This window comes from Streptomyces profundus (assembly GCF_020740535.1).
In the GTDB taxonomy this organism is placed as follows: Bacteria; Actinomycetota; Actinomycetes; order Streptomycetales; family Streptomycetaceae; genus Streptomyces; species Streptomyces profundus.
In genome coordinates this window covers 5,390,058-5,416,318 of the sequence record NZ_CP082362.1, presented here as the reverse complement: position 1 = coordinate 5,416,318, position 26,261 = coordinate 5,390,058, and the positions used below count along the sequence as shown (strand labels likewise).

Below are 26,261 nucleotides of genomic sequence, written 5' to 3'. Positions count from 1 at the left end.
GTCGACCGTCCTACTATCTGAGACGCGGACGACCCCCACACCTATCCCCTGAGGCACGGGGGACCTCGTGGGGCGGGTGGGGGCCGAGTCAGGTGACCGCGTCAGAGGGGCGTCACCCCATGTGCGGATAGCGGTAGTCGGTGGGGGCCACCTGGGTCTCCTTGATCACACGGGGCGACACCCAGCGCAGCAGGTTGAGCTTGGACCCCGCCTTGTCGTTGGTGCCGGAGGCGCGCCCCCCGCCGAAGGGCTGCTGGCCGACGACGGACCCGGTGGGCTTGTCGTTGAGGTAGAAGTTCCCGGCGGCGAACCGCAGCCGCTCGCTCACCTCGGCCGCCAACGCCCGGTCCCTGGCCAGAAACGCGCCGGTCAGCGCGTAGTCGGCGACGGACTCCATCTGGTCGAGCATCGCGTCGAAGTTCTCGTCCTCGTAGACGTGGACGGCGATGATCGGCCCGAAGTACTCGCTGCTGAACACCTCGTCGTCCGGGTCCGAGCAGGTCAGCACCGTCGGCCGGACGAAGTAGCCGACGCTGTCGTCATAGGTGCCGCCGGCGATGATCTCGCAGCTGGGGTCGGCGACCGCCCGGTCGATGGCGGCGCGGCACTTGGCGAACGCCCGCTCGTCGATGACGGCGGCCATGAAGTTGCCCAGATCCGTCGGGTCGCCCATGGTCAGCCCGTCGGTCTCGGCCGCCAGCTCGTCCCGCAGACCGCCCTCCCAGAGGGAGCGCGGCACATAGGCGCGGGAGGCGGCCGAGCACTTCTGCCCCTGGTACTCGAAGGCGCCCCGGACGATCGCGGTGCGCAGCACCGCCGGGTCGGCGCTCGGGTGGGCGACGATGAAGTCCTTGCCGCCGGTCTCCCCCACGATCCGGGGGTAGTTGCGGTAGCGCTCCAGATGGTCGCCGACGCCACGCCAGAGCGCCCTGAAGGTCGGCGTCGAGCCGGTGAAGTGGATGCCGGCCAGGCTCGGGTGCGGCAGCGCCACCTCGGAGACCGCCCGGCCGTCCCCGGTGACCAGGTTGATCACGCCGTCCGGCAGCCCGGCCTCCTCCAGCAGCCGCATCAGCAGCACGGCGGCGTGGGTCTGGGTGGGCGACGGCTTCCACACCACCACATTGCCCATCAGCGCCGGCGCGGTCGGCAGGTTGCCGGCGATCGCCGTGAAGTTGAACGGGGTGACCGCGTAGACGAAGCCCTCCAGCGGCCGGTGGTCCATCCGGTTCCAGACGCCCTTGGGCTGCACCGGCGGCTGCTCCGCGAGGATCTCCCTGGCGAAGTGCACGTTGAACCGCCAGAAGTCGATCAGCTCGCAGGGCGCGTCGATCTCCGCCTGCTGGATCGTCTTGGACTGGCCGAGCATGGTCGAGGCCGCGATGGTCTCCCGCCAGGGGCCCGAGAGCAGCTCGGCGGCCTTCAGGAAGACGGCCGCCCGGTCGTCGAAGGACAGCGCCCGCCAGGCGGGGGCCGCGGCGAGCGCCGCGTCGATGGCGTCACCGGCGTCCTGCTCGGTGGCGTTGCCATAGGTGCCGAGCCTGGCCGCGTGCCGGTGCGGCTGCACCACGTCGAAACGTTCGCCCCCAGCGAGCCGCCGATGGCCGCCGATGGTCATCGGCAGCTCGATCGGGTTCTCGCCGAGCTCCTTGAGCTTGCGTTCCAGTCGGGCGCGCTCGGGAGAGCCGGGCGCGTAGGTGAGCACCGGCTCGTTCACCGGCACCGGGACCTGGGTCACAGCGTCCATGGCCGTTCGTCTCCTTCGGTCAGCGGGGATCCATCAGCGGGCATCCATCAGCGGGGATCGGTCAGCGGGGGATCTTCTCCGGTCAGCCCCGGGTCGCCAGGGAGCGGGCGAAGAAGGTGAGGTTGGCGGGGCGCTCGGCCAGCCGGCGCATGAAGTAGCCGTACCAGTCGTCGCCGTAGGGCACATAGACCCGCACCCGGTGGCCGAGCGCGGTCAGCCTGCGCTGCTCGGCGTCGCGGATGCCGAAGAGCATCTGGTACTCGTAGGCGTCGAAGGCCCGGCCCTCACGCTTGGCGAGTTCCTCGGCCACCGTCACCAGCCGGGGATCGTGGGTACCGACCATCGGGTAGCCGCCGCCCGCCATCAGCAGCCGCAGGCACCGCACATACGCCAGGTCGACCTCGGACCTCCGCTGGTAGGCGACGGAGGCCGGCTCCCGGTAGGCGCCCTTGACGAGCCGCACCCGCGCGCCCGCCTCGGCCAGCTCGCGGCAGTCGTTCTCGCTCCGGAAGAGGTAGGACTGGAGCACGGCGCCCGTCCGGGGGTAGGCGCGGCGCAGCTCCCGGTGGATGGCGAGGGTGGAGTCCACCGTGCGGTGGTCCTCCATGTCCAGGGTGACGGCGGTGCCGGCCTCGGTGGCGGCGGCGACCACCCGCTCCACATGCCGACGGGCGATGTCGTGGCCGTCGGGGAGCGCCTGGCCGAAGGCCGAGAGCTTCACCGACAGCTCGGCGCGCTCGGCGAGACCGTGCCCCGTCAGCTCGTCCAGCAGCTCCAGATAGCCGTCCCGGTTCCGCACGGCCTGCGCCGGGTCGGTCACCGACTCGCCGAGCCGGTCGAGGGTGACCGTCATCCCCTGGTCCAGCAGGGTCCTGGTGGTGTCCAGCGCGTCGGACACCTGGTCGCCCGCGATGAAACGGTCCACCACCGGACGGGTGAGCGAGGCCGACGAGACCAGCCGCCGAATGCGATCGCTGCCGGCCGCCGCCAGCAGTACGGGTCCAAGCACGGGCACCTCCCGATGGGTCCGCCGAAGTGGAGCGACGACGCGTTACCCAGAAGGTAGGACCGCCGCGTCCCCGCGCCTATCGACAGCTGTCGAGCGGCCGGTCGCACGAACTCAGACATCTGTATGGGACTGCACGAGAATGGTGACGGACCGCCGGGACCGGCGCGAGAGGAAAGGTGGCGAACGGGCGATGCGCTCCCCCTACCAGGAACTCATCGACGAGATCTGCGCGCTGCTCGACGCCCCCGCGACGCTGGAGGGACGCGACTTCGGGCTGATCGCCTTCGGCGCCCACGACAGCGAGGACGACCGGGTGATGGACCCGGTCCGCACCCGTTCCATCCTGCGCCGACGCTCCACGGCCGCGGTGCGCTCCTGGTTCGAGGGCTTCGGCATCACCAGGGCGCGCGAGCCGGTGCGTATCCCGCCCGATCCATCCGCCGGCGTGCGCACGGGGCGCGTCTGTCTCCCCGTGCGCCATGGCGGGGTGGTGTACGGCTACGTCTGGCTGATCGACGACGGGACGTTCCCGTTGGACGACCCCAGGCTGACGGAGGCGATGGAGATCGCGGGGCGCGCGGGCGCGCTGCTCGCCGAGGAGGCCAGGGCCGGCTCCCGCGCCGGCGAGCTGCTGCGCACGCTGCTCGGCGCGCCGGCGGGCGAGGAGACGGCCGACGCGGCCGGCGAGCTGGCCGAGGCGCTCGGCCCGGCGGCCGAGGGGCCGCTGGCGCTGATCGCCGTGGCGCCCTGGGACGCGGCGGCGGATCTGCCGGCGGCGCCGCCGGGCGCGCTCGCCCTGATCGCCCTGCCGCCGGGGCAACGCGCCGGCGCCGGCTGGGCGTTGGCCGCGCTGGTCCGGCCGAGCGCGGCCCGCGCGGTGGCCGAGCGGCTGGGCCGCCGCGCCGGCCTGAGCGCGCCCAGGCAGGAGGTCGCCGAGCTGGCCGCCGCCTGGCCGGAGGCGCTCGCCGCCGTCCGGGCGGCCGGCGCTGACGACCGCCTCGGGCCGCTCGCCGACTGGGCCTCGATCGGCCCCTACCGGCTGCTGGCCGCGCTCCCCGCGCAACTGCCCACCGACCCGGCCGTCGCCCCCCTGCTGAGCCCCGAACACCGCGAACTCGCCCACACCGCCGAGACCTTCCTCGACCTCGCCGGCCAGGCCACCCGCACCGCCGCCGCCCTGGGCATCCACCGCCAGACGCTCTACTACCGCGTCTCCCGCATCGAACACCTCACCGGCCTCAGCCTGAACAACGGCGACGACCGCCTCCTGCTGCACCTCGCCCTGAAGCTGGCCCGACTGCGCTCCCCCTGACGCTGTCGCCAGCCCGCCGCCCCCCAGGGCCCGACGCCGGTCAGCGCCCGTCGGCCGGACGTTGTGTGCGAACGGTTTACTCGTCGACGCGAACCCGCTATGTTCGTGCCTCAGCGATGGGAGCGCTCCCACACCCCCACGCCATCGTCCCGAGAGGAACGATCCATCGTGCGCACCGCAAGAGCCGCACAGTCCCCCACCCCCACCACCACCGACCCGCGTCGGCGCCGACGCCGCGCGCCGCTGCTGTTGGCCGCCGCGGCGTCGGTCGGCGGGCTGCTCGCCTCAGGCACCTTCGCGTCGAGCGCGCAGGGCGCGGACACCGCCGCGCTGCCCGACGACACCGTGTTCCACAACTATCCGGCCAATGTGCACGCCTGGGTCGAGGAGAACCCGAACGACCACAGGCAGCCGCTGATCGCCGAGCGGATAGCGAGCCAGCCGCAGGCCGTGTGGTTCGCCAACTACGAGCCCAGCACCGTGACCGCCGAGGCCACCGCCGTCACCTCGGCGGCCTCGGCGGCCGGCGAGGTGCCGGTGATCGTCTCCTACATGATCCCGAACCGGGACTGCGGTGGCGCGTCGGCCGGCGGCGCCCCCGACTTCCCCGCCTATCTGGACTGGACCCAGGACTTCGCCGCCGGTCTCGGCGACGAGCCGGTGCTGATCGTCCTGGAGCCGGACTCGCTCGCGCTCACCACCTGCCTGGACGGGGCGGAGCGCGCCGAGCGGTTCTCCTCGCTCGCCGAGGCGGCCGACATCATCCACGCCGCCAACCCGGAGGCCAAGGTCTACTTCGACGCCGGCCACTCGGACTGGCACGAGCCGGCCACCATCGCGGACACCCTCCGCGAGGCCGGCGTACTGGAGAGCGGCGACGGCATCTACAGCAATGTCTCCAACTACCGGGTGACCGGCGAGGAGAACGCCTTTGTCGAAGGGGTGCTCAACGAGCTGGGCGACCCGAGCCTGACCGCCGTCATCGACACCAGCCGCAACGGCAACGGCCCGGACGGCTCCGAGTGGTGCGACCCGCCGGGACGGCTGATCGGGGAGAACCCGACCGCCAACACCGGCAACGAGCGGATCGACGCCTACCTGTGGATCAAGCTGCCCGGTGAACTGGACGGCTGCGCGGGGCCCGCGGGCTCGTTCTCGCCCGATATGGCGTACGAGTTGGCCGGGGGGAACTGACCCCGAGCCACGCTCCACGCCACGCGAACCGGCCGGTGTCGCCCCGTCCTCGGGGGCGACACCGGTCTTCGCGTTCCCGGGCGCGGTGGCCGCGGAGGAGCCCCCGAAACTGACCGGAGCCGACCGGAGCCGACCAGGGCTGACCAGGGCTGACCAGGGCTCGTTGAAGCCCACCAAGATCAAACGGGGACAGCTAAAGCCGCAGATAGTACATCCTCGGATATATTCTGTCGCACCCGCGCATAAGGCTTACCGTGGAATCGTGCCGCCCGCCCTGGCGGGCCAGCCGAGCGCCGAAGGAATCCCGATGAGCGTCACGGAGTACCGCACGGAGTTCGCCGACAAGACCGCCCTGGTGACCGGTGGTGCCTCCGGGATCGGCCGGGCCGTCGCGGGGCGGCTCACGGCCGGCGGGGCGCGGGTGGTGATCGCCGACTTCAACGAGGACGGCGCGAACGGGGCCGCCGAGGAGCTGGTGGCCGGCGGCGGGAAGGCGTCCGCCGTGCGCCTGGACGTGACCGATCCGGCGTCCGTCGAGGCCGCGGTCTCCTTCGCGACCGGCACCTACGGAACGCTCCATCTGGCCGTCAACAACGCCGGTGTCGGCGGCGCGAGCGCGCCCGTCGGCGACTATCCGCTGACGGAGTGGCGGCGGGTGGTGGACACCAACCTCACCGGCGTCTTCCTGTGCCTGCGCGCCGAGTTGCCGGCGCTGCTGGCCGCCGGCGGCGGGGCGGTGGTGAACATGGCCTCGATCCTGGGCACCAACGGGTTCCCCGGCTCCGCCGCCTACGCGGCGGCCAAGCACGGGGTGGTGGGGCTGACCAAGAGCGCCTCCCTCGAATACGCGGAACGGGGGGTGCGGATCAACGCGGTGGGCCCGGGCTTCATCGACACCCCGCTGCTGCGCCAGTCGGAGACCGTGGACTTCGAGCAGCTGGTCTCGCTCCACCCGGCGGGCCGCCTGGGCACCGCGGAGGAGGTGGCCGAGCTGACCGCGTTCCTGCTCTCCGACCGGGCGTCGTTCGTGCACGGCGGCTACCACCTGGTCGACGGCGCCTACTCGGCCCGCTGACCCCCCGGCCCAGCGAATCCGACGACTGCCAGGACACGCCAGACCGCGCGCCCGCGCGGAGTGAGGAGGCCCACCATGAAGGCCGTTCAGTACCGGGAGATCGGAGCCGCCCCCGAGGTGGTCACCGTGCCGGAACCCACGCCGGGGCCCGGACAGGTGCTGCTGCGGGTGGCGGCGGCCGGGGTCTGCCACTCCGACATCGCCCTGATGAGCTGGTCGGCCGAGAGCTTCCCCTACCAGCTGCCGCTCACCCTCGGCCACGAGGGCGCCGGCACCGTGGCGGCGCTGGGCGAGGGCGTCACGGGCGTGGAGGAGGGCGACGTGGTGGCGGTCTACGGGCCGCAGGGCTGTGGCCGCTGCGTCAAATGCGCGCAGGGCAAGGAGAACTACTGCCTGCGCGCCGCCGAACTCGGCATCCTGCCCCCGGGGTTGGGCGCGCCGGGTGCGATGGCGGAGTTCCTGTTGGTGAACGACGCCAGGTTCCTGGTGCCGTTGAACGGTCTTGACCCCGTCACCACCGTCCCGCTCACCGACGCCGGGCTCACCCCCTACCACGCGATCAAGCGCTCGCTGCCCAAGCTGGTGCCGGGGACGACGGCGGTGGTGATCGGCGCCGGCGGGCTCGGCCATGTGGCGATCCAGCTGCTGCGGGCGCTGACGCCCTCGCGGGTGGTGGCGGTCGACGTCTCGGAGGAGAAGCTGGCGCTGGCCCGATCGGTCGGCGCCCACGAGACGGTGCTCTCCGACGAGGGCGCGGCCGACCGGGTGCGGCGGCTGACCGGCGGCCTCGGCGCCGAGGGCGTCTTCGACTTCGCCGGCGTCCAGCCGACGGTGACGCTCGCCGGCGCGGTGGCCGCGGTGGAGGCGGATGTGGCGATCGTGGGCATCGGCGGCGGCGCGCTGCCGGTGGGCTTCAACAGCACGGCGTTCGACGTGGCGGTGACGGCGCCCTACTGGGGCAGCAGGAGCGAGCTGGCCGAGGTGTTCGACCTGGCCAGCGCGGGGGCGGTCGAGGTGCGGGTGGAGACCTACGGGATCGACGAGGCGCCGGTGGCCTACGAGCGGCTGCACGCCGGCAAGATCAACGGCCGCGCCGTGATCCTGCCGAACGGCTGACGCGGCCGGACGCGCGAACGGGCCCCGCCATGTTGTCCCATGGCGGGGCCCGTTCGGAGACAGCGTCGGTCAGGGCTCCAGATCGACGCCCCGGGCCGAGGTGGCGCCGATCTCCTCGCCGACCTCGTTGAGCACCTGCGCCGGGATGGTGCCGTCGACGGTGAGCACGATCAGCGCGTCGCCGCCCTCCTCGGCGCGGGCCACCTGCATCCCCGCGATGTTGATCTCGGCCTCGCCCAGGATGCGGCCGAGCGTTCCGACGACGCCGGGACGGTCCGTGTAGCGCAGGAACGCCATGTGGTCGGCGACGGCCAGATCGACGGTGTGCCCGCCGATGCCCACGATCTTCTGCTGGTGCTTGGGCCCGGCCAGGGTGCCGGAGACCGAGATCACCTCACCGTCGGTCAGCGTGCCGCGCACGGTGATCAGGTTCCGGTGGTCGGGGGACTCCGAGCTGGTGGTGAGGCGCACCTCCACGCCGCGCTCCTGCGCGAACAGCGGGGCGTTGACATAGGACACCGTCTCGGCGACGACATCCTCGAACACGCCCTTGAGCGCGGAGAGTTCCAGCACCTTGACGTCGTGCTGGGTGATCTCGCCGCTGACCTCGACGTCGAGCCGCTGGGCGACCTCGCCGGCGAGCGCGGTGAAGATCCGGCCCAGCTTCTCGGCGAGTGGCAGGCCGGGACGCACATCCTCGGCGATGACGCCGCCCTGCACGTTGACCGCGTCGGGGACGAGCTCGCCGGCGAGGGCGAGCCGCACCGACCTGGCGACCGAGATGCCCGCCTTCTCCTGGGCCTCCCCCGTCGAGGCGCCCAGGTGCGGGGTGCCGACGACCTGGTCGAACTCGAAGAGCGGGGAGTCCGTGCAGGGCTCGCTCGCGTAGACGTCCAGGCCCGCGCCGGCGACCCGGCCCTCCTTGAGGGCGCTGTGCAGCGCCGCCTCGTCCACGATGCCGCCCCTGGCCGCGTTGACGATCCGCACCGAGGGCTTGACCTTGTGCAGCGCCTCGTCGCCGATCAGCCCCAGGGTCTCCGGGGTCTTGGGCAGGTGGACCGTGATGAAGTCGGCCGTCTCCAGCAGCTCGTCCAGGCTCAGCAGCTTGACGCCCAGCTGGGCGGCGCGGGCGGCCTGCACATAGGGGTCGTAGGCCACGATCTTCATGCCGAAGGCGGCCATCCGCTGGGCCACCAGCAGGCCGATCCGGCCCAGGCCCACCACGCCCAGGGTCTTCTCGGACAGCTCGACGCCGGTGTACTTGCTGCGCTTCCACTCGCCGTTCTTGAGCGCGGCGCTGGCCTGCGGGATGTTCCGCGCGGTGGCGATCAGCAGTCCGCAGGCCAGCTCGGCGGCGGTGACGATGTTGGAGGTGGGCGCGTTGACCACCATCACGCCCGCCTTGGTGGCGGCGGAGACATCGACGTTGTCCAGGCCGACGCCGGCCCGGGCGACGACCCGCAGCCGGCGCGCGGCGGCGATCGCCTCGGCGTCCACCTTGGTGGCGCTGCGGATCAGGATGGCGTCCACCTCGGCGATGGCGCTCAGCAGGGCGGCGCGGTCGGCGCCGTCGCAGTGCCGGATCTCGAAGTCCGGCCCCAGCGCGTCAACCGTGGCGGGGGAAAGCTCTTCGGCGATGAGTACGACGGGCTTGCTCACTTGGTCTCACTGGTCCTTTGCGGAAGGCCGCGTCCCGACGGCCGACGACGGGGGTGGAGAGGTAGGCAGCCGCGTGGAGACGCACGACGCTGTGAGCCTTTTTACGCGCTTGTGGTTGGCAGTGTATCGGCGCGCCGTGGGCCCGACGGCAGTCCGTCGGGCCCACCGCTCGTTCGAGCGAACTCCCGCGGTTCGGACGGGTTTCCGCCCGCGCTCAGGCTTCCTCGTCCACCCAGCTCATGAGCTTGCGCAGCTCCTTGCCCGTGGTCTCCAGCAGGTGGTCGCCGTCGGACTTCTTGTACTCGTTGTAGCGCGGCAGGCCCGCCTCGTACTCGGCCATCCAGGCGTTGGCGAAGCTGCCGTCCTGGATCTCGCCGAGGATCCGCCTCATCTCGGCCTTGGTGTCGGCGTTGATGAGCCGCGGGCCCGAGACGTAGTCGCCCCACTCGGCGGTCTCGGAGATCGACCAGCGCATCTTCTCCAGGCCGCCCTCGTACATGAGGTCCACGATGAGCTTCAGCTCGTGCAGGCACTCGAAGTACGCGATCTCCGGCTGGTAGCCCGCCTCGACCAGGGTCTCGAAGCCGGCCTTGACCAGCGCCGAGGTGCCGCCGCAGAGCACGGCCTGCTCGCCGAAGAGGTCGGTCTCCGTCTCCTCGGTGAAGGTGGTCTTGATCACACCGGCGCGGGTGCCGCCGATGGCCTTGGCGTAGGAGAGCGCCAGGGCGAACGCGGCGCCGGAGGCGTCCTGTTCGACCGCGGCGATACAGGGCACGCCGCGCCCCTCCTCGTACTGGCGACGGACCAGGTGGCCCGGACCCTTGGGGGCGACCATGCAGACGTCGACCCCGGCCGGCGGCTTGACGAAGCCGAACCGGATGTTGAAGCCATGGCCGAAGAAGAGCGCGTCGCCCTCCTTCAGGTTGGCGCGCACGGACTCCTCGTAGACCTTGCCCTGGATCGGGTCGGGCACCAGGATCATCACGACGTCGGCCTCGGCCGACGCCTCGGCGGGGGTGGTCACCCGCAGGCCCTGCTCCTCGGCCTTGGCGCGGGAGGCGGAGCCCTCGTGCAGGCCGACGCGGACGTCGACGCCCGAGTCCCGCAGGGACAGCGCGTGCGCGTGACCCTGACTGCCGTAACCGAGAACCGCGACCTTACGGCCCTGGATGATGGACAGGTCGGCGTCGTCGTCGTAGAACAGCTCGGCCACTTCGGTTTTCTCCTTGTTGTTGCTGGTGGTCCGCCACACGGGGGACCACCACCGTATGACATGGGCCTCTTCCGTCCGGCTGAGGACGGAAGGGGCGTGGACGGCGGGGGGCGCGTCCGCCCGGGGTCAGGCGGAGCGCTCCAGAGCGCGCAGCGAACGGTCCGTGATGGACCGGGAGCCACGGCCGATGGCGATGGCGCCGGACTGCACCAGTTCCTTGATGCCGAACGGCTCCAGCATGCGCAGCATCGCGTCCAGTTTGTCGCTGCTGCCGGTGGCCTCGATGGTGATGGCCTCGGGCGCCACATCCACGGTCTTGGCGCGGAAGAGGCGGACGATCTCCACGATCTGGCTTCGCGTGTCGTTGTCGGCGCGCACCTTCACCAGCACCAACTCGCGGTGCACGGCGGCGGACGGCTCCAACTCCACGATCTTGAGCACGTTGACCAGCTTGTTGAGCTGCTTCGTCACCTGCTCAAGCGGGAGGTCCTCGACGCTGACCACGATGGTGATCCGCGACACCTCGGGGTGTTCGGTGGTGCCGACGGCGAGGGAGTCGATGTTGAAGTTCCGGCGGGAGAAGAGCGAGGTGATCCGGGAGAGCACCCCGGGCTTGTTCTCCACCAGAACGGAGAGCGTGTGCTTGGACATGGCGGTTCTACCTTGTCGATGGCGGCAATGGCGGCGTTGGCGGCGTTGGCAGGCGGCTGCGGTGGGGACGGCGGGCGTCAGTCGGAGGCGTCGCCGAAGTCGGGACGCACGCCCCGCGCCGCCATCACCTCGTCGTTGGAGGTGCCGGCGGCGACCATCGGCCAGACCATGGCGTCCTCGTGGACGATGAAGTCGACCACCACCGGACGGTCGTTGATGGCGTTGGCCTTCTCCAGCACGGCGTCCAGCTGGTCCGCGCGCTCGCAGCGCAGCCCCACGCAGCCCATCGCCTCGGACAGCTTGACGAAGTCGGGGACGCGGGTGCCGGTGTTGGTGGCCGTGCCGCTGCCCGCGGCCGAACCGCTGTAGGAGCCGCCGCTGTCGTCGTGCAGCACGGTGTTGGAGTAGCGCTGGTTGTAGAAGAGCGTCTGCCACTGGCGGACCATGCCCAGGGCGCCGTTGTTGATGATGGCGACCTTGATCGGGATGTGGTTGAGCGCGGCGGTGACCAGCTCCTGGTTGGTCATCTGGAAGCAGCCGTCGCCGTCGATCGCCCAGACCGGGGCCTCGGGGCGGCCGGCCTTGGCGCCCAGCGCGGCGGGCACGGCGTAGCCCATGGTGCCCAGGCCGCCGGAGTTCAGCCAGGTGCCGGGGTGCTCGAAGGAGAGGTAGTGCGCGGCCCACATCTGGTGCTGTCCGACGCCGGCCGTGAAGACCGTGCCGGCCGGGGCCAGCTGCCCGATCCGCTGGATCACGTGCTGGGGGGAGAGCGTGCCGTCCTCGGGCTGGTCGAAGCCGAGCGGGTAGGTCGAGCGCCAGCTGTCCAGCTGCCGCCACCAGGCCGCGTAGCGCTGCCTGGCGTCGCCGCCCGCGGGCTCCGCCTCCTCCGCCAGGGCGGCGGTGAGGTCCGTCATGACCTCCTTGACGTCGCCCACGATCGGCACGTCGGCCAGCCGGTTCTTGCCGATCTCGGCCGGGTCGATGTCGGCGTGCACGATCTTGGCGTGCGGCGCGAAGGAGTCGATCCGGCCGGTGACCCGGTCGTCGAACCTGGCGCCGAGGGCGACGATCAGATCGGACTTCTGGAGGGCGGTGACGGCGGCGACCGAGCCGTGCATCCCCGGCATGCCCAGATGCTGCGGGTGGCTGTCGGGGAAGGCGCCCAGCGCCATCAGCGTGGTGGTGACGGGGACGCCGGTGCGCTCGGCGAGGATCCGCAGCTCGGCCGCGGCCCCTGACTTGATCACGCCGCCGCCCACATAGAGCACGGGGCGCCTGGCCTCGGTGATCAGCCGGGCGGCCTCGCGGATCTGCTTGGCGTGCGGACGGCTCACCGGACGGTAGCCGGGCAGCTCGGGGGTGGGCGGCCAGCTGAACGTGGTCTGCTTCTGAAGGGCGTCCTTGGCGATGTCCACCAGGACGGGGCCGGGACGCCCGGTGGCCGCGATGTGGAACGCCTCGGCGATGGTGCGCGGGATGTCGGCCGGGTCGGTGACCAGGAAGTTGTGCTTGGTGATCGGCAGCGTGATCCCGCAGATGTCGGCTTCCTGGAAGGCGTCGGTGCCGATGGTCGGGGCGGCGACCTGACCGGTGATGGCGACCAGCGGCACGGAGTCCATGTGGGCGTCCGCGATGGGGGTGACCAGGTTGGTGGCACCGGGGCCCGAGGTGGCCATGCAGACGCCGACCTTGCCCGTGGCCTGCGCGTATCCCGTGGCCGCGTGGCCGGCGCCCTGCTCGTGCCTGACCAGGATGTGCCGGACGCTCGTGGAGTCCATCAGCGGGTCGTAGGCGGGGAGGATCGCACCGCCGGGAATGCCGAACACGGTGTCGGCGCCGACCGCTTCGAGGGAGCGGATGAGCGACTGGGCGCCGGTGACATGCGCGACAGCGGGGGTTGGCTGGGGTGCTCCGCCTCGGGGGGCCCTGGGTTGCGGCTTCGGTGCCCCGGTGGCCTGCTCGGTCATCGCGATCTCTTCTCGGAGGATACGGGTGGTGGCGCCGCGTGGGACGCGGGCGAACGTCTTGCGTGGGGGGCTGCTGGGCTGCTGGGGGTGTCGGTGCAACAAAAAACCCCCCGTGCCGGTGAGGCAGGCGAGGGGAAGCGCGTCGCTGGGGGCCGCAGGATGTTCCTGGGGTCAGCCGACGCGCCGCGAAAGTACGAGAATTCCGGTGTGCATGGCACAGACATTGCTCCCCTCCGCCATCGACTGTCAAGCGCGGGGGATGGAAGTCTCACTATGTGGGCGCGGGACCGCGTCCGGCGGGGGCAGCTGCCCGGCGGCCTGCTCCGGGGCGGGCGTCCGGCCGCGCGGCAGCACCGGCGCCCGGGGCAGTGAGGGGCTGGGCAGCGGGAGCCGGCCCTCCTCCAGCAACCGGCCGAGACGGGCGGCGTCCAGCGGCTCGCTGAAGGCCAGGCCCTGGGCTCTGCGACAGCCGAGCGCCCGGAGCGCGGCGGCCTGCTCGGGCCGGTCGACCCCGTCGGCGAGGGAGTCGATCCCGAGATCGTCCGTCATCCGCAGCAGCCCGGCGACGATCTTGCCGAGGGCCGGGGAGTCCAGCACCCCCTCGACCAGCTCGGCGTCCAGCCGGACCAGATCGACGGGGAGGCGGTGCAGGGCGGCCACCGCCGTGCCGGCGCCGCCGAACCCGCCGAGGGCGATGCCGACCCCGAGCCGGCTGAGATCCGTGAGCCGATGCCTCAGCTCGGTCGACGCGAGCACCGGATCGGCCTCCGGCAGTTCGAGGAGCAGCGCGCTCGGGGGGAGGTGGTGCTCGCCGAGGAGCGCTTCGAGGGTGCGGGCGGACAGCGCGCGGTCGGCGAGCCGGCTCCCGGGGACCCGGACGCTGACCGGCGGGGTGTGCCCCGCGCGGTGCCGGCGTCCGGCCGCGGCCACGGCCTGCGCCACCAGCCAGGCCGTGACGTCGAGCGTGGCGTCCGGGCCGCCGTGCGCCGCCAGCGGCGGATCCCACCGGCCGCCGTGGAGGAACTCCAGCGGGGTGGTCAGCAGGCCGTGCGCGGAACGCCAACGGGCCTGCGCGCAGACCGCGGCGACCCGGCCGTCCGTCAGCTGGACCATGGGCTGGTGGAGCAGCGCGAACTCCCCGTCGTGCAGGGCGCGGCGCAGCCGGTCGGCCAGCTCGGTGCGGCGCACCGCCTCGGACTGGAGCTGGGGGGCGTAGAGCTCGACACGGGCCTTGCCCGCCTGCTTGGCGCGGTACATCGCGAGGTCGGCGTTGCGCATCAGGGCGGCGGGGGTGGCCCCCGGCTCGGCGAAGGCGACGCCGATGCTGGCGGCCACGCCGAGCCGCTGCCCGTCCACCGTGTAGGGGCGGGAGAGCGCGACGCGGACGCGCTCGGCGATCTCCAGGATGCGGTACTCCCTGGGGCCCTCGTCGCCGCCGTCGCCGAGGATCAGCGCGGCGAACTCGTCGCCGCCGAGCCGGGCCGTGGTGTCGTCCGAGCGGACCGAGTCCCGCAGCCGCTGGGCGGCCTGGACCAGCAGCTCGTCACCGGCCTGGTGGCCCGCCGAGTCGTTGACCGCCTTGAAGCCGTCGAGATCGATGAAGAACACCGCCACCCGCTCCTCGGCGCCCCTGCCGCCGCTGAGGGCCAGCCGGACCCGCTCGGTGAACAGGGCGCGGTTGGGCAGGTCGGTGAGCGCGTCATGGGAGGCGCTGTGCTGCAACTGGGCCTGGAGGCGGACGCGTTCGGTGACATCCCGGCTGTTGAAGATGAGGCCGCCCTCGTGGCGGTTGACGCTGGACTCGACGTTGAGCCAGTGGCCGGCGCCGTGCCGCACCCGGCACTCGACCCGGGTGGCCGGCTCCCGGCTGGGCGGCACGGCGAGGAAGCGGCGCAGCTCGTGCAGGACGCGGCCGAGATCCTCCGGGTGGATCAGGGTGGACAGCTCGCTGCCGATCAGCCGGCCGGGCTCCTGACCGTAGACGCCGGTGGCGGCCGGGCTGACATAGCGGAGCTTGCCGTCGGGGGCGGCGATCATGATCACATCGCTCGACCCCTGGACCAGCGATCTGAAGTAGTTCTCCTTCTGGGTCAGCTCCCTGGTCAGCGAGATGTTGTCCAGCAGCGTGATGCCCTGGCGGACCAGCAGGGCCAGCACCACGGCGCAGGCCAGATAGACCACCGTGGCGTCGACGGGGCGGCCGGCGACGATGGTGCCCAGGATGCTCAACACACAGACGGCGGCGGCCAGATAGGGCGTCAGCGCGGCCAGCGAGCCGGCCAGCGGATGGCCGGGCGCGCCCCGCCCGTCCCTGGGCCCCTGGGCCTCGACCGGGACCGGGCCCCGGCTGGTCGTCCAGGGGGCGCAGGCAAGCAGCAGGGAGCCGGCGAACCAGCCGGCGTCGAGCAACTGCCCCGAGCTGTACTGCTCGCGCAGCGGCGGGCTGGTGAACAGGGCGTCGCAGAGCACGGTGAGCGCGAGGGCGCCGATCGCCGCGTTGATCGCCGGGCGGTGGCGGGCGCTGCGCCGGAAGTGCAGCACCGCGACCATGCTGACCAGCACGATGTCCAGCAGCGGATAGGCCAGGGCCAGGGCGACCTGGCCCACCGACTCGTCGCTCAACTCGGCGGTGTGCGCCAGCGCCACGCTCCAGGAGAGCGTCATCAGCGAGCCGCCGATCAGCCAGACGTCGAGCCCGAGGCAGACCCAACCGGCCCTGGTGCGGGGACGTTTGGCGAGCATTAAGAGCCCGACGATGGCCAGCGGCGCGAACAGCAGGAAGCAGACGTCGGCCAGCGAGAGACTGGGCACCGGCTCGCGGAGCACCACCTCGTACCAGCCCCAGGTGGCGTTGCCGAGGCCGATCATGACCGAGGAGAGGCCGAACATCGTCCACGCGGCGCGGAACTCCTGGGCCTGGCGCCGGGCGTACCACAGGCAGGAGACGGCGGCGGCGAACGCCGCGGCGCTCAGCCCGAAGTCCCCCATCACCCTGGCGAACTGGGGGGATCCCCAGCCCGCGAGGGCGCCGGCCGCGTAGCAGGCGCAGACCGCGGCGAGCGCGAGCTGCGGGAGCGGGCCGCTCAGCGGCGGCCCCGCCGGCACCTCACCCGCGCGCGATCGCGCCCATGAGTGGTGCATCGCCATCGCCCCCCTCTCGTTCTGGGCTCACCCCGAACCGGACGATACACCAGAACAGTCACGCAGCGACATAGACGCATCACCCATAGTGATGGTTTGGGGCGAGGCTAACGCTCCGAGCCGCTGGCCGCGACCACATGCCGCAGCTCCTCGCCGGCGGCGAACCGGGAGAGCTGGGACCGCAGCAGCCGCTTGGCGCGCGGCTCGAAGGCGGTCGAAGGGCCGCCCACATGCGGCGTGATCAGCACGCCGGGCGCGCGCCAGAGCGGATGGTCGGCCGGCAGCGGCTCCGGGTCGGTGACGTCCAGCGCCGCGCGCAGCCGCCCGCTGGACACCTCGGCCAGCAGCGCCTCGGTGTCGACGACCGGCCCCCGTGACACGTTGACCAGCAGGGCGCCGTCGGGCAGCAGCGCCAGCTCCCTGGCGCCGAACAGCCCGCGCGTGGCGTCCGTCAACGGGGTGGCCACCAGCACCACCTCGGCGTCGGGAAGCAGTTCGGGCAGCTTCGACGAGGGGTGCACCTGGCCGCGCGGGGCGGTCCTGGCGCGGCCGGCGACGCGGACGACGTCGGCGACCTCGAAGGGCAGCAGCCGCTCCTCGATGGCGGCGCCGATGCCGCCGTAGCCGACGATCAGCACCCGGCGGTCGGCCAGCGAGGTGTGCATCGCCGACTCCCAGCGCCCTTCCGGCTGGGCGCGCGCCGCCTGGTCCACGCCGCGCAGCGCGGCCAACGCGAGGGCGAGGGCCAGCTCCGCGGTGCTGGTGTTGTGCAGCTCGCCGGCGTTGCAGAGCACGGCGCCGGACGGGAGCCCCGGCACCTCGGGGAGCATGTGCTCCACGCCCGCCGTGAGCGTCTGCACCACCCGCACCCCCGTCATCGCTGGCAGCGGTCGCACCGCGACCTCGGGGCCCTTGAGATACGGCACGGTGTAGAAGGCGCAGTCCGCCGGATCGGCGGGGAACTCCCCTTCGCCGTTCCAGAAGTGATAGCGCAAGGTGTCGGGCAGGGACTCCAGTTCGGAGGCGGGATAGGGCAGCCAGACTTCCGGTGTACTCATGGCGCCAGGCTAACCGGGGCATCCCGGGCGGGGTCCTGGCTGTCGGTGGCAGGGGATACGTTGGTGACGACGGCTCACGCCGGGAAGGGAACGGCCAGGTGCGGTACAGGACGTTGGGCGCTGGGACGCTCCGGGTGGGCGCTGTCGGCCTGGGCTGCATGCCGATGAGCTGGGGGTACTCGGCCTCCCAGCGGGATGGTGAGTCCTCGCTCCGGGCGCTGAACGCCGCGCTGGACGAGGGCTGTTCGCTGCTGGACACGGCCGATATCTACGGCCCGTTCACCAACGAGCGGCTGCTGGCCCGGCTGCTCAAGGAGCGGCGGGACGAGGTCTTCCTGGCCACCAAGTGCGGGCTGCTGGTGGGCGAGCAGCATCTGGTGGCCAACGGCAGCCCGGCCTATGTGCGGCGGGCCTGCGACGCCTCGCTCCGCCGTCTGGGCACCGACGTGATCGATCTCTACCAGCTGCACCGGGCCGATCCCGAGGTGCCGGTGGAGGAGACCTGGGGGGCGATGGCCGAGCTGGTCCGCGCCGGGAAGGTGCGGGCGTTGGGCTGGTGCGCGCTGGATCCGCACGACCGCCGCCGGGGTCGCGGGGCCGGCGGGGAGCACGGGCGCACGCTGGAGCTGCTCTCCCGGGCCCAGCAGGTCTTCCCGGTGAGCGCGGTGCAGGCGGAGTTCTCCGTCTGGTCGGCCGAGGCGCGCGCTGAGCTGCTGCCCTGGTGCGAGGCCCGTGGTGTCGGCCTGCTCGCGGCGATGCCGCTCGGCAGCGGCTTCCTCACGGGCACCCTGGTGCCCGGCGGCGGTTTCGAGCCGGACGATCTGCGCGCCCGGCATCCCCGGTTCACGGCCGAGATGATGGCCGCCAACCAGCCGGTGGTCGCCGGGCTGCGGCGGGTCGCGGCCCGGCATCCGGGGGCGACGCCGGCGCAGATCGCGCTCGCCTGGCTGCTGGCCCAGGGCCGCCAGGTGATCCCGCTGCCCGGCGCCAAGCGCGCGTCCTGGGTCCGGGAGAACGCGGCGGCGGCCGAGCTGACGTTGACCGAGTGGGATCTGGCGGAGATAGCCGCGCTGCCGGCGGCCCGCGACTCCTGGCGCTGAGGGCCGCGCCACCGCGCGCCGGCGCGCGGTGTGGTGTCCTGGAGAGGGGGCGGATACCCCGTCGCGTCGGGAGTCGAGAATCGTGAATCGTGAAGGAAACCCCATGAGGCAACGCTCGGTCGGCGGCGTGCTGCTGGCCCTCGCACTGACCGCTCCCCTGCTGGCGGGCTGCTCCTCGTCGGACGACGAGAACGGTCCCGCGCCCGACCGGAACACGGCCGAGCCGTCCGCCGAGGGCGGGACCGCCGATGAGTCGCCCGCCGCGTCGGCGGCGCCCGAGCGGGGCGAGGTGGAGGTGCTTGAGACGCTGGCCGACGGCCTCGGCTCGCCCTGGGGCCTCGCCCCACTGCCCGACGGGGACGTGCTGGTGGGCTCCAGGGACGGCGGCACGCTGTCCCTGGTGGCGGCCGGCGGCGAGGTGACGGAGCTGGGCGGGGTTCCGGGGGTGGTGGCCAACGGCGAGGGTGGGCTGCTCGGCCTGGCGCTCGCCCCCGACTTCGACACCACGGGCCGGCTCTTCGTCTACACGACGACCGCGTCGGACAACCGGATCATTCCCCTGACGCTCGACGGGGACCCCGACGCGGACGAGCGGCTCACCTTCGAGGAGCCGCTGCTGACCGGCATCCCCAGGGGCGAGGTGATCCACAACGGCGGCGGCCTCGCGTTCGGCCCCGACGGGATGCTCTACGCCAGCACGGGGGACGCGGCCGATCCGCCGCTCGCCCAGGATCCGGGCTCGTTGGCCGGGAAGATCCTGCGGATCGACCCGGAGACGGGCGCCCCGCCAGCGGACAACCCGGATCCGGAGTCCCTTGTCCTCTCGCTCGGCCACCGCAACGTGCAGGGCCTGGCCTGGGACGCCGAGGGCCGGCTCTGGGCCTCGGAGTTCGGCGACGACAGCTGGGACGAACTGAACCTGATCGAGTCGGGCGGCAACTACGGCTGGCCGGAGCACGAGGGCGAGGGCGGCGCGGATGACGGCTTCGTGGACCCGGTGGCGAGCTGGCCGCCCGCCGAGGCGTCCCCCAGCGGGCTGGCCTTCAGCGGTGGTTCGCTCTGGCTGGCCGGGCTGCGCGGCGAGCGGCTCTGGCGGGTGCCCATGGACGGCGCCGAGCCCGTAGCCGATCCCGAGGCGTTCCTGGAGGGCGAGTTCGGCCGACTGCGCGGGCTGGTCGCCGTGGGGGACGACGAACTGCTGTTGGCCACCAACGAGACGGACCGCCGGGGTTCACCGGGCGAGGGCGACGACCGGCTGCTCCGACTGCGGGTACGCTGACCGGCTCCCGCCGGAGCCACGGACGACCGGCATGCCAGGACCGCCGGCACGGGGCAAGGGGCGCGACAGGGCCCAGCTCGACGCGCGGCCGGCCGGCGCCGCCGGACACCAGCGGCGCGTTCAACGCCCGAACGGCGGCCGGCCCCCCGGGGCCTCAGCCGACGGGCCGGCCCAGCTCGCTCAGGAGGCCGAGGCGGTGGGCCAGGGCGGCGGCCTCGCCCCGGTTGGCGACCTCCAACTTGGCCAGGATGTTGGAGACATGGACACTCGCCGTCTTCGGCGAGATGAACAGCTCCTCCGCTATCTGCCGGTTGCTCCGCCCCGCCGCCACCAGACCCAGCACATCCCGCTCCCGAGGCGTCAACCCGAAGGAGACGCCCGGCTCGGGCGGCGAGCCGGCGGCGGCGCGGTCGCCGAGGGTCAGCCGCCCCCTGAGGGCCAGCCGCTGGGCCTCCTCCGTGAGCGGCGCGGCGCCCAGCCGCCGAGCGATGCCGCGCGCCGTGGTCAACGCCTCGCCCGCCGCGTCCCGTCGGCCCTCGGCCAGCAGCGCCTCCGCCCACCGGGCGAGCGCCCTGGCGCGTTCGAAGGGCCTGGTCCGCTCGTCGAAGGCGGCCACCACCGCGGCCCAGTCGGCCGCGCCCGCGCGGCCCTCGGCGCGGCGCAGCTCGGCCTCCACCAGCAGGGCGTACCCGGCCCAGACCGGATAGTGCGGGGGCAGCGACCGCGCATAGGCCCGGATCCGCTCGATCGCCGCGCACCGCCCTGGCTCGGCGACCGGCACCCCCACCGCCTCGGACTCGGCCCTGGCCATGGTGTGCAGCACCGGCCAGGTGTAGTTGCCGACTCCCGGCGCCTGGTTGACCCGGACGACCTCGGCGAACAGCTCCCGCGCGTCCAGCAGGCGCCCGCGCCAGGCCGCGACCGCGATGCGGTGCTCCGCCACCGGATGGGCGCTCTGCGCCGCCGCCCCGTCGTAGTCCTGTAGCTCGCAGTGGACGGCCAACTGCCGCTCGGCCTCCGGAAGATCGCCCCTGGCGATCGCCAGCCTGGCCCGCCGCAGCGCGACCTGGGCCTTGGTCACCGGCGTCTGCGCCCAGCTGAGCGCCTCGGCGCAGGCCAGCTCGGACTCCTCCCAGCGGCCCAGCGAGAAGAGCGCGTCCGCGCGGTTCCCCACGATCCAGGCGCGGGTGTCGGCCAGGCCGTAGCGGTGGGCCAGCTCCAGCGCCTCGTCCGCGATCTCCAGCGCGGCCTCCGAGCAGCCCATGCCCTCCAACTGGGACTGGAGGTTGACATGGCTGCGGGTGAAGACGCCGACCCGCTCCTCGGGCACCACCCGGTCGGCGACCGCCCGCAGCTCGGCCACGCCGCGCTCGCCCTGGCCGATGTCGATCAGCAGCTGCCCCCTGCTGAGCAGCGCGTTCAACAGCACCTCGGGATCGCCCATGGCGCGCGACAGCTCCACGGCCCGCTCGGCGATGGCCAGGCTGTCCTCGCCCGGGTCGAAGACGGAGCCCCAACTGGCCGCCTCGGTGAGCACCAGGGCGTGCACCGGCGAGGGGGCGAAGCCGTCGAGCAGCTCCTGAGCCCTGGCCAGCTCCTGCCAGCCGTCGCCCCGACCCAGCTGCCGCACCAGCCGGGACCGCTGCGTCCAGAACCACGCCGCGCGCAGCGGATGGTCCATGTCCGCCAGCAGGCGCAGGGCGCGCTTGGCGACCGAGAGGCCACGCTCCTGCTCGCCGGCGAACCGGGCGGCCAGCGTCATCTCGGCCAGCAGATCCAGGAAACCCAGCGTCTCGTCCGGACACTCGCAGAGGGGGTAGGACTCCACGTCAGAGGCGATCCGCAGCGAGCGCCGCACCTCGGCCGGGACGTCGTCCCACAGCTCGGTGCCCCGGTGCAGCAGGTGCAGTTGCTCGGCGTAGGCGTGCCGGCAGCGGGCCTCGGCCGCGGCCTCGAAGACCACGGGCAGCGCCTTGGCCGGCACATGCGCGTGGTACCAGTAGCTCGCGAGGCGGGTGGTGCGCTCGTCGGCCGGCACCAGCTGGGGATCGGCCTCCACGGCCTCGGCGTAGCGCCGGCTCAGCCGGGAACGCTCGCCCGGCAGCAGCTCGTCGTCGACCGCCTCGCGGGTGAGCGCGTGCCGGAAGCGGTAGGTGTCGTCGTCCCCGGCGCGGAGCACGCCGGCGCCGACGGCCGCGCGCAGCGATTCGATCAGCTCGTCCTCACTCAGCCCGACGACCGCTCTGAGCAGCCCGAACTCCACCCGCGAGCCGCCTTCGGCGGCCACCCGCACCACCCGCTGGACCGAATCGGGCAGCGCCTCGACCCGGAGCAGCAGCAGATCCCGGACCGAGTCGCTGAGCGTGCCGGCTCGGCCGTTGCCCGTGATGCTGGCCAGCTCCTCGACGAAGAAGGCGTTGCCGTCGGACCTGCGGAAGATCTGGTCGAGCAGCTCGGGAGCCGGCACCTCGCCCCTGATGCCGGCGAGCTGCTCGCCCACCTCGCCCCTGGTGAGCCGGGGGAGCTCGATCCGCCGCACCGTCGGCAGCCGATCCAGCTCGGCGAGGAAGGGGCGCAGCGGATGCCGGCGGTGGATGTCGTCGGAGCGGTAGGTGGTGACCACGAGGAGCCGGCAGCTCCGCACCACGCGGAAGACATAGCCGAGCAGCTCCCTGGTGGAGCGGTCCGACCAGTGCAGATCCTCGAAGACCAGCACCAGCGTGCGCGTCTGGGCCAGCCGCTCCAGCAGCCGGGCGGTCAGCTCGAAGAGCCGGCCGCGCACCTCCTGGTCCCTGGCGGCGTGGTCCTGCGGGTTGGGCGGCCCCAGATCGGGCAGCAGCCGGGAGAGCTCCCCCTGGAAGCCGGCGGCGGCATCCGTCAGCTCCTCCCCCAACTCGCGGTGGAGGACGCGGAGCACCGCCACGACGGGTGCGAACGGCAGACCGTCCGCACCCACTTCGACGCAGCCGCCGACGGCCGTCAGCGCGCCCTCGGCCTGCGCCGACGCCAGGAACTCCTCCACCAGACGGGACTTGCCTATCCCGGCCTCGCCGCCGACCAACGCCGCCTGCGGAACGCCGTCGGCCGCCTCGCGCAGGGCCTCACGCAGAGCCTGGATCTGGGGGTTCCTGCCGACGAAGACGGGGCTGACGGATCTGGTGCGCATGCTCCGCAGGATCGCACAGGGCACTGACAACGGCACGGGTGTTCTAGGCCCTGGCCCGACGGCGGCGCAGCCGCTGTACCAGGCCCACGGCGGACGACCGCCAGCCCGACGCCCCGGCGTGGGCCCGGGACACCGGCCGGCTGGACCGGCCGCCGCTGGCGCGACGTGACGTCTCGCGCCCCCTGAGCACCTCGCGGACCAGGCGCTCGTGCTCGGCCTCGCGCAGCAGCAGCTCGACGCGCTGCTGGTGGGCGTACATCTCGAAGGTGTTGAAGGACGTGGAGTACGGCTTGTTCATGGTGGCTCTCCCGAGGTCCAGGAACGGTGTCCGGTCCACCCGTCCACCAGAGCTTGGTGGACACCCGTCGTCCCTGCGATGCCTCCACGCTCGTCCCCCAGGGGCCCTCGCCGCATCGGGCCATCGCCGCAAACCTCGACGTCCCAGGGGCCTTAGAGGCCCCTAGGGGCCGCCTTAGCCGCCGTAGCGCCTCAGGTCGGTCGGAGCGGCACCATGCGCAGCCGGTGGGCGACGGCCGCCGCCTCGCCCCGGCTGGTGACCTCCAACTTGGCCAGGATGTTGGAGACATGGACACTCGCCGTCTTCGGCGAGATGAACAGCTCCTCCGCTATCTGCCGGTTGCTCCGCCCCGCCGCCACCAGACCCAGCACATCCCGCTCCCGAGGCGTCAACCCGAAGGTGTCCCCCGGCTCGGGGGCCGCCTTGGGCTCGGGCCGCGCGCTGAGATCCAGCCGGGCGCGCTGGGCGAGCCGCTCCACGCGCTCGCGCAGCGGCGCGGCGCCGAGCGCCAGCGTCGTCTCCCTGGCCGCCCTGAGCTGCTCGGCGGCCCGGGCGCGGGCGTCGGGCTCGCCGGCGGCGAGCAGCGACTCGGCCCAGCCGTACCGCGCCTCGGCCAGGTGGTGGGGCAGGTCGAGCGGCTCGATGGCGTCCACCGCCTCGGCCCAGTGGGGTGGGCGGTCGCGGCTCTCCGCCCGGTACAGCTGGGCGTCGACCAGCAGGCCGAGCGCCACCCGGATGGGAAGGTTGCGGGGCAGCGAGCGCGTCAGCTCCCTGATCAGCGCGACCGCCTCGGGCCGCCCCTCGTCGGCGCCCGGCATCCCCCGGCCCTCCGCCTCGGCCATCGCGGCCGAGGAGACCAGGCCCCACACCAGCTGGGTGAGGCCCAACTGGAGGTCGGAGCGCGCCGAGCGCAGGATGTCCCTGGACCGCTGGGGCTCGCCGGTGAGCAGGGCCAGATCGATCTCCAGGCGGGCCAACTCGACCTCGAAGGTGGCACGCACCCGGTCGGCGCTGAGCTTTGTCCGCACCGCCGTGGCCGCCTCCCGGGCGGTGTCGACGTCGCCGCGCAGGGCGGCCAGCTGTCCCGCCAGGATCCGGCTGACATGCTCGCTGTGCGGGCTGCGGGCCTGCCGGCGGGCCTGGTCGAGCGCCGACCCCGCCTCGTCCCAGCGCCCCTGGAGCGTCAGCACGAAGGCGAGGTTGGCCTGGAGCCAGCTCTTGGTCTCCTCCAGGCCGTAGCGGTCGGCCAGCTCGATGCCCTCCGCGATGGAGATCAGGCTCTCCCGCAGCTCGCCGGCGTCGGCCAGCACCGCGGACAGGTTGACCAGGCAGCGTCCGAGCAGGCTGACCTCGCCCCGGTCGAGCACCGTCCGCAGCACGGACCGCATCTCGACGACGGCCCCCGCGCTGTCCCCGGCGTCGGCCTGGAGGGAGGCCAGGGTGTAGCGCGCGTACAGCTCGGTGCTGGTGGCGCCGACCAGCCGGGCCAGCGAGACGGCGCGCTCGGCCTGCTCCAGCTGCTCGGGTCCTGGGCCCTGGAGCGAATGCCAGGCCGCGGTCAGCGCCAGCACCCTGGCGTGCACCTCGGAAGGCGGCAGGCCGCGCACCAGCTCCTGGGCGCGGGACAGCTCGTGCACGCCGTCGCCCCGCACCTCGCGCTCGGCCATCCCGGCGCGCTGGACCCAGAACCACGCGGCGTGCAGCGGCAGCCGGATCTCGTCCAACTCGCGCAGCGCGCCCCGGCAGATGGCGTTGGCCCGGTCGTACTGGCCGGCGAGGCTGGCCGCCACCACGGCCTCGGCCTGGAGGTCGACCCAGCCGACCGGGCCGTTCGCCCCGCCGGCGCCGTCCGGGACCTCGCCCGCCGGGTAGCCCCACATCGGCTGGGCGGGGCGGAGCGTGGCCCGCACCTCCTCGGGCGCCGCGTCCCACAGCTCCTGGGCCCGCTCCAGCAGCCGCAGTTGCTCGGCGTAGGCGAAGCGGCGGCCCGCGGCGACGGACGCCGTCAGCACGGCGGGCAGCGCCTTGGCCCGGTCGCCCGCGCACTCCCAGTAGCTGGCCAGCCGGGTGGGCAGCTCGTCGGCGGCGATCAGTCCGGGCTCGGCCTCCAACGCCGTCGCGTAGCGGCGGTTGAGCCGGGCGCGCTCCCCCGGGAGCAGATCGTCCGTCACCGCCTCGCGGGTGAGCGCGTGCCGGAAGCGGTAGCCGTCGGCGTCGTCGGTGGCGGCCAGCAGCCTGGCGCCGACGGCGTCGCGCAGCGCGCTCAGCAGCTCGGGCTCCGGCACCCCGGCGACCCGGGCCAGCAGCGCGTGCTCCACGGACGAACCGCCGACGGCCACCACCCGCAGCACGTCCTGTACCTGCTCGGGCAGGGTCTCCACGCGCACCAGCAGCAGATCGCGGAGCGACTCCGTGAGCCCGCGCGCCGGGTCGGGGTCGACGGTCAGCTCCTCGACGAAGAACGGGTTGCCGTCGGAGCGGGCGAAGACCGAGGCGGCCAGCGTCGCCTCGGGCGGGGTGCCCAGGATGCCGGCCATCTGCGCGGCGACCTCGTCGCCGGAGAGCCGGGTCAGCTCGATCCGCTGGACGGTGCGCAGCCGGTCGAGCTCGGCGAGGAAGGGGCGCAGCGGATGGCGGCGGTGGATGTCGTCGGCGCGGTAGCTGCACAGCACCATGACCCGGGCGCCCGGGTGCACCGAGCGGAAGAAGAAGGCGAGCAGCTCCCTGGTGGAGCGGTCGGACCAGTGCAGGTCCTCCAGGACCAGCACCAGCGTGCGGCGCTGCGAGAGGCGTTCGAAGAGCCGGGTGATCAGCTCGAACATCCGCGCCCGGTCCACGGTGTCGACGCCGCCGGCGAGGTGCCCTGGGGCCTCGCCCAACTCGGGCAGCAGCCGCGTCAGATCGCCGGTGGGCTCGCTGGCGGCCTCGACCAGCTCGGGGCCCAGCTGGCGGTGGAGCGAGCGCAGCAGGCCGACGAGCGGCGCGAACGGCAGCCCGTCCGCGCCGAGTTCGACGCTGGCGCCGACCGCGGTGGTGGCGCCGGCGGCGCCGGCCACCGCGAGGAACTCCTCCAGCAGCCGCGTCTTGCCGATGCCTGCCTCGCCGCCGACGACCACCGCCTGCGAAACGCCGGCCTCGGCCCGGCGCAACGCCTCGACCAGCTCGGCCAGCTCCGCCTTCCGGCCCACGAACACCGGGCTCACATCGCGCGTCTCCACGGGGTCGAGGATGGCACGCGCCGGGGAAGGGGCGGTACCGGATTGGCCGACGGCAGAGCGT

The 26,261-nt window shown here is 73.2% G+C and carries 17 protein-coding genes; 6 read left to right on the top strand and 11 right to left on the bottom strand.

Annotation, left to right across the window (positions count from 1 at the left end; translation table 11 throughout):
- Window positions 1–112: 112 nt before the first annotated feature.
- Window positions 113–1,744 carry an L-glutamate gamma-semialdehyde dehydrogenase gene (pruA, locus tag K4G22_RS23890; RefSeq protein WP_228082400.1) on the bottom strand — a complete coding sequence of 544 codons (1,632 nt, stop codon included), beginning with the start codon at window positions 1,742–1,744 and terminating at the stop codon, window positions 113–115.
- Between the two features lie 82 nt (window positions 1,745–1,826).
- Window positions 1,827–2,753 (bottom strand): proline dehydrogenase family protein, encoded by a 927-nt coding sequence (locus K4G22_RS23885; RefSeq protein WP_228082399.1) that lies wholly within the window; start codon window positions 2,751–2,753, stop codon window positions 1,827–1,829.
- A gap of 190 nt (window positions 2,754–2,943) precedes the next feature.
- Between K4G22_RS23885 and K4G22_RS23880 the strand changes: the two genes are divergently transcribed.
- The 4 genes from K4G22_RS23880 to K4G22_RS23865 all read left to right on the top strand — a co-directional run bounded on the left by K4G22_RS23880 (window position 2,944) and on the right by K4G22_RS23865 (window position 7,450).
- Window positions 2,944–4,065, top strand: coding sequence for a PucR family transcriptional regulator (locus K4G22_RS23880; RefSeq protein WP_228082398.1), 1,122 nt, complete (start codon window positions 2,944–2,946; stop codon window positions 4,063–4,065).
- A gap of 168 nt (window positions 4,066–4,233) precedes the next feature.
- A complete protein-coding gene (locus tag K4G22_RS23875) occupies window positions 4,234–5,259 on the top strand; it encodes a glycoside hydrolase family 6 protein (RefSeq protein ID WP_228082397.1) in 1,026 nt (341 codons plus the stop codon).
- A gap of 307 nt (window positions 5,260–5,566) precedes the next feature.
- Complete coding sequence (locus K4G22_RS23870) at window positions 5,567–6,334, top strand: SDR family NAD(P)-dependent oxidoreductase (protein WP_228082396.1); 768 nt, start codon at window positions 5,567–5,569, stop codon at window positions 6,332–6,334.
- A gap of 75 nt (window positions 6,335–6,409) precedes the next feature.
- A complete protein-coding gene (locus K4G22_RS23865) occupies window positions 6,410–7,450 on the top strand; it encodes an NAD(P)-dependent alcohol dehydrogenase (protein ID WP_228082395.1) in 1,041 nt (346 codons plus the stop codon).
- 69 nt (window positions 7,451–7,519) lie between these two features.
- Here K4G22_RS23865 and serA read toward each other — a convergent pair whose 3' ends face one another.
- From serA to K4G22_RS23835, 6 genes are all read right to left on the bottom strand, one after another.
- Entirely contained in the window at window positions 7,520–9,109 is a 1,590-nt protein-coding gene (serA, locus tag K4G22_RS23860) for a phosphoglycerate dehydrogenase (RefSeq protein ID WP_228082394.1), read from the bottom strand.
- Between the two features lie 214 nt (window positions 9,110–9,323).
- On the bottom strand, window positions 9,324–10,322 hold the full coding sequence (ilvC, locus tag K4G22_RS23855) for a ketol-acid reductoisomerase (protein ID WP_228084211.1): 999 nt from the start codon (window positions 10,320–10,322) through the stop codon (window positions 9,324–9,326).
- Between the two features lie 126 nt (window positions 10,323–10,448).
- A complete protein-coding gene (gene ilvN / locus K4G22_RS23850; RefSeq protein ID WP_062205756.1) occupies window positions 10,449–10,973 on the bottom strand; it encodes an acetolactate synthase small subunit in 525 nt (174 codons plus the stop codon).
- A 77-nt stretch (window positions 10,974–11,050) separates the two neighbouring features.
- On the bottom strand, window positions 11,051–12,940 hold the full coding sequence (locus K4G22_RS23845) for an acetolactate synthase large subunit (protein WP_228082393.1): 1,890 nt from the start codon (window positions 12,938–12,940) through the stop codon (window positions 11,051–11,053).
- 246 nt (window positions 12,941–13,186) lie between these two features.
- Window positions 13,187–16,081: a putative bifunctional diguanylate cyclase/phosphodiesterase gene (locus K4G22_RS23840; protein ID WP_228084210.1), complete on the bottom strand. Its 2,895-nt coding sequence runs from the start codon at window positions 16,079–16,081 to the stop codon at window positions 13,187–13,189.
- A 107-nt stretch (window positions 16,082–16,188) separates the two neighbouring features.
- Window positions 16,189–17,139, bottom strand: a complete 951-nt coding sequence (locus K4G22_RS23835; protein ID WP_228082392.1) for a 2-hydroxyacid dehydrogenase — start codon at window positions 17,137–17,139, stop codon at window positions 16,189–16,191.
- Window positions 17,140–17,237: 98 nt separating this feature from the next.
- On the opposite strand from K4G22_RS23835, the gene K4G22_RS23830 reads away from it, so the two are divergent.
- Entirely contained in the window at window positions 17,238–18,239 is a 1,002-nt protein-coding gene (locus K4G22_RS23830; RefSeq protein ID WP_228082391.1) for an aldo/keto reductase, read from the top strand.
- Between the two features lie 103 nt (window positions 18,240–18,342).
- Window positions 18,343–19,518, top strand: coding sequence for a PQQ-dependent sugar dehydrogenase (locus K4G22_RS23825; protein WP_228082390.1), 1,176 nt, complete (start codon window positions 18,343–18,345; stop codon window positions 19,516–19,518).
- 154 nt (window positions 19,519–19,672) lie between these two features.
- On the opposite strand, the gene K4G22_RS23820 is transcribed toward K4G22_RS23825, so the two are convergent.
- The 3 genes from K4G22_RS23820 to K4G22_RS31860 all read right to left on the bottom strand — a co-directional run bounded on the left by K4G22_RS23820 (window position 19,673) and on the right by K4G22_RS31860 (window position 26,200).
- Window positions 19,673–22,684: a helix-turn-helix transcriptional regulator gene (locus K4G22_RS23820; RefSeq protein WP_228082389.1), complete on the bottom strand. Its 3,012-nt coding sequence runs from the start codon at window positions 22,682–22,684 to the stop codon at window positions 19,673–19,675.
- Between the two features lie 43 nt (window positions 22,685–22,727).
- Window positions 22,728–22,982, bottom strand: coding sequence for a hypothetical protein (locus K4G22_RS23815; RefSeq protein ID WP_228082388.1), 255 nt, complete (start codon window positions 22,980–22,982; stop codon window positions 22,728–22,730).
- 191 nt (window positions 22,983–23,173) lie between these two features.
- The gene (locus K4G22_RS31860; protein WP_322785129.1) at window positions 23,174–26,200 is read right to left on the bottom strand and encodes a helix-turn-helix transcriptional regulator; all 3,027 of its coding nucleotides are present in this window, start codon (window positions 26,198–26,200) and stop codon (window positions 23,174–23,176) included.
- Between the last annotated feature and the right edge of the window lie 61 nt (window positions 26,201–26,261).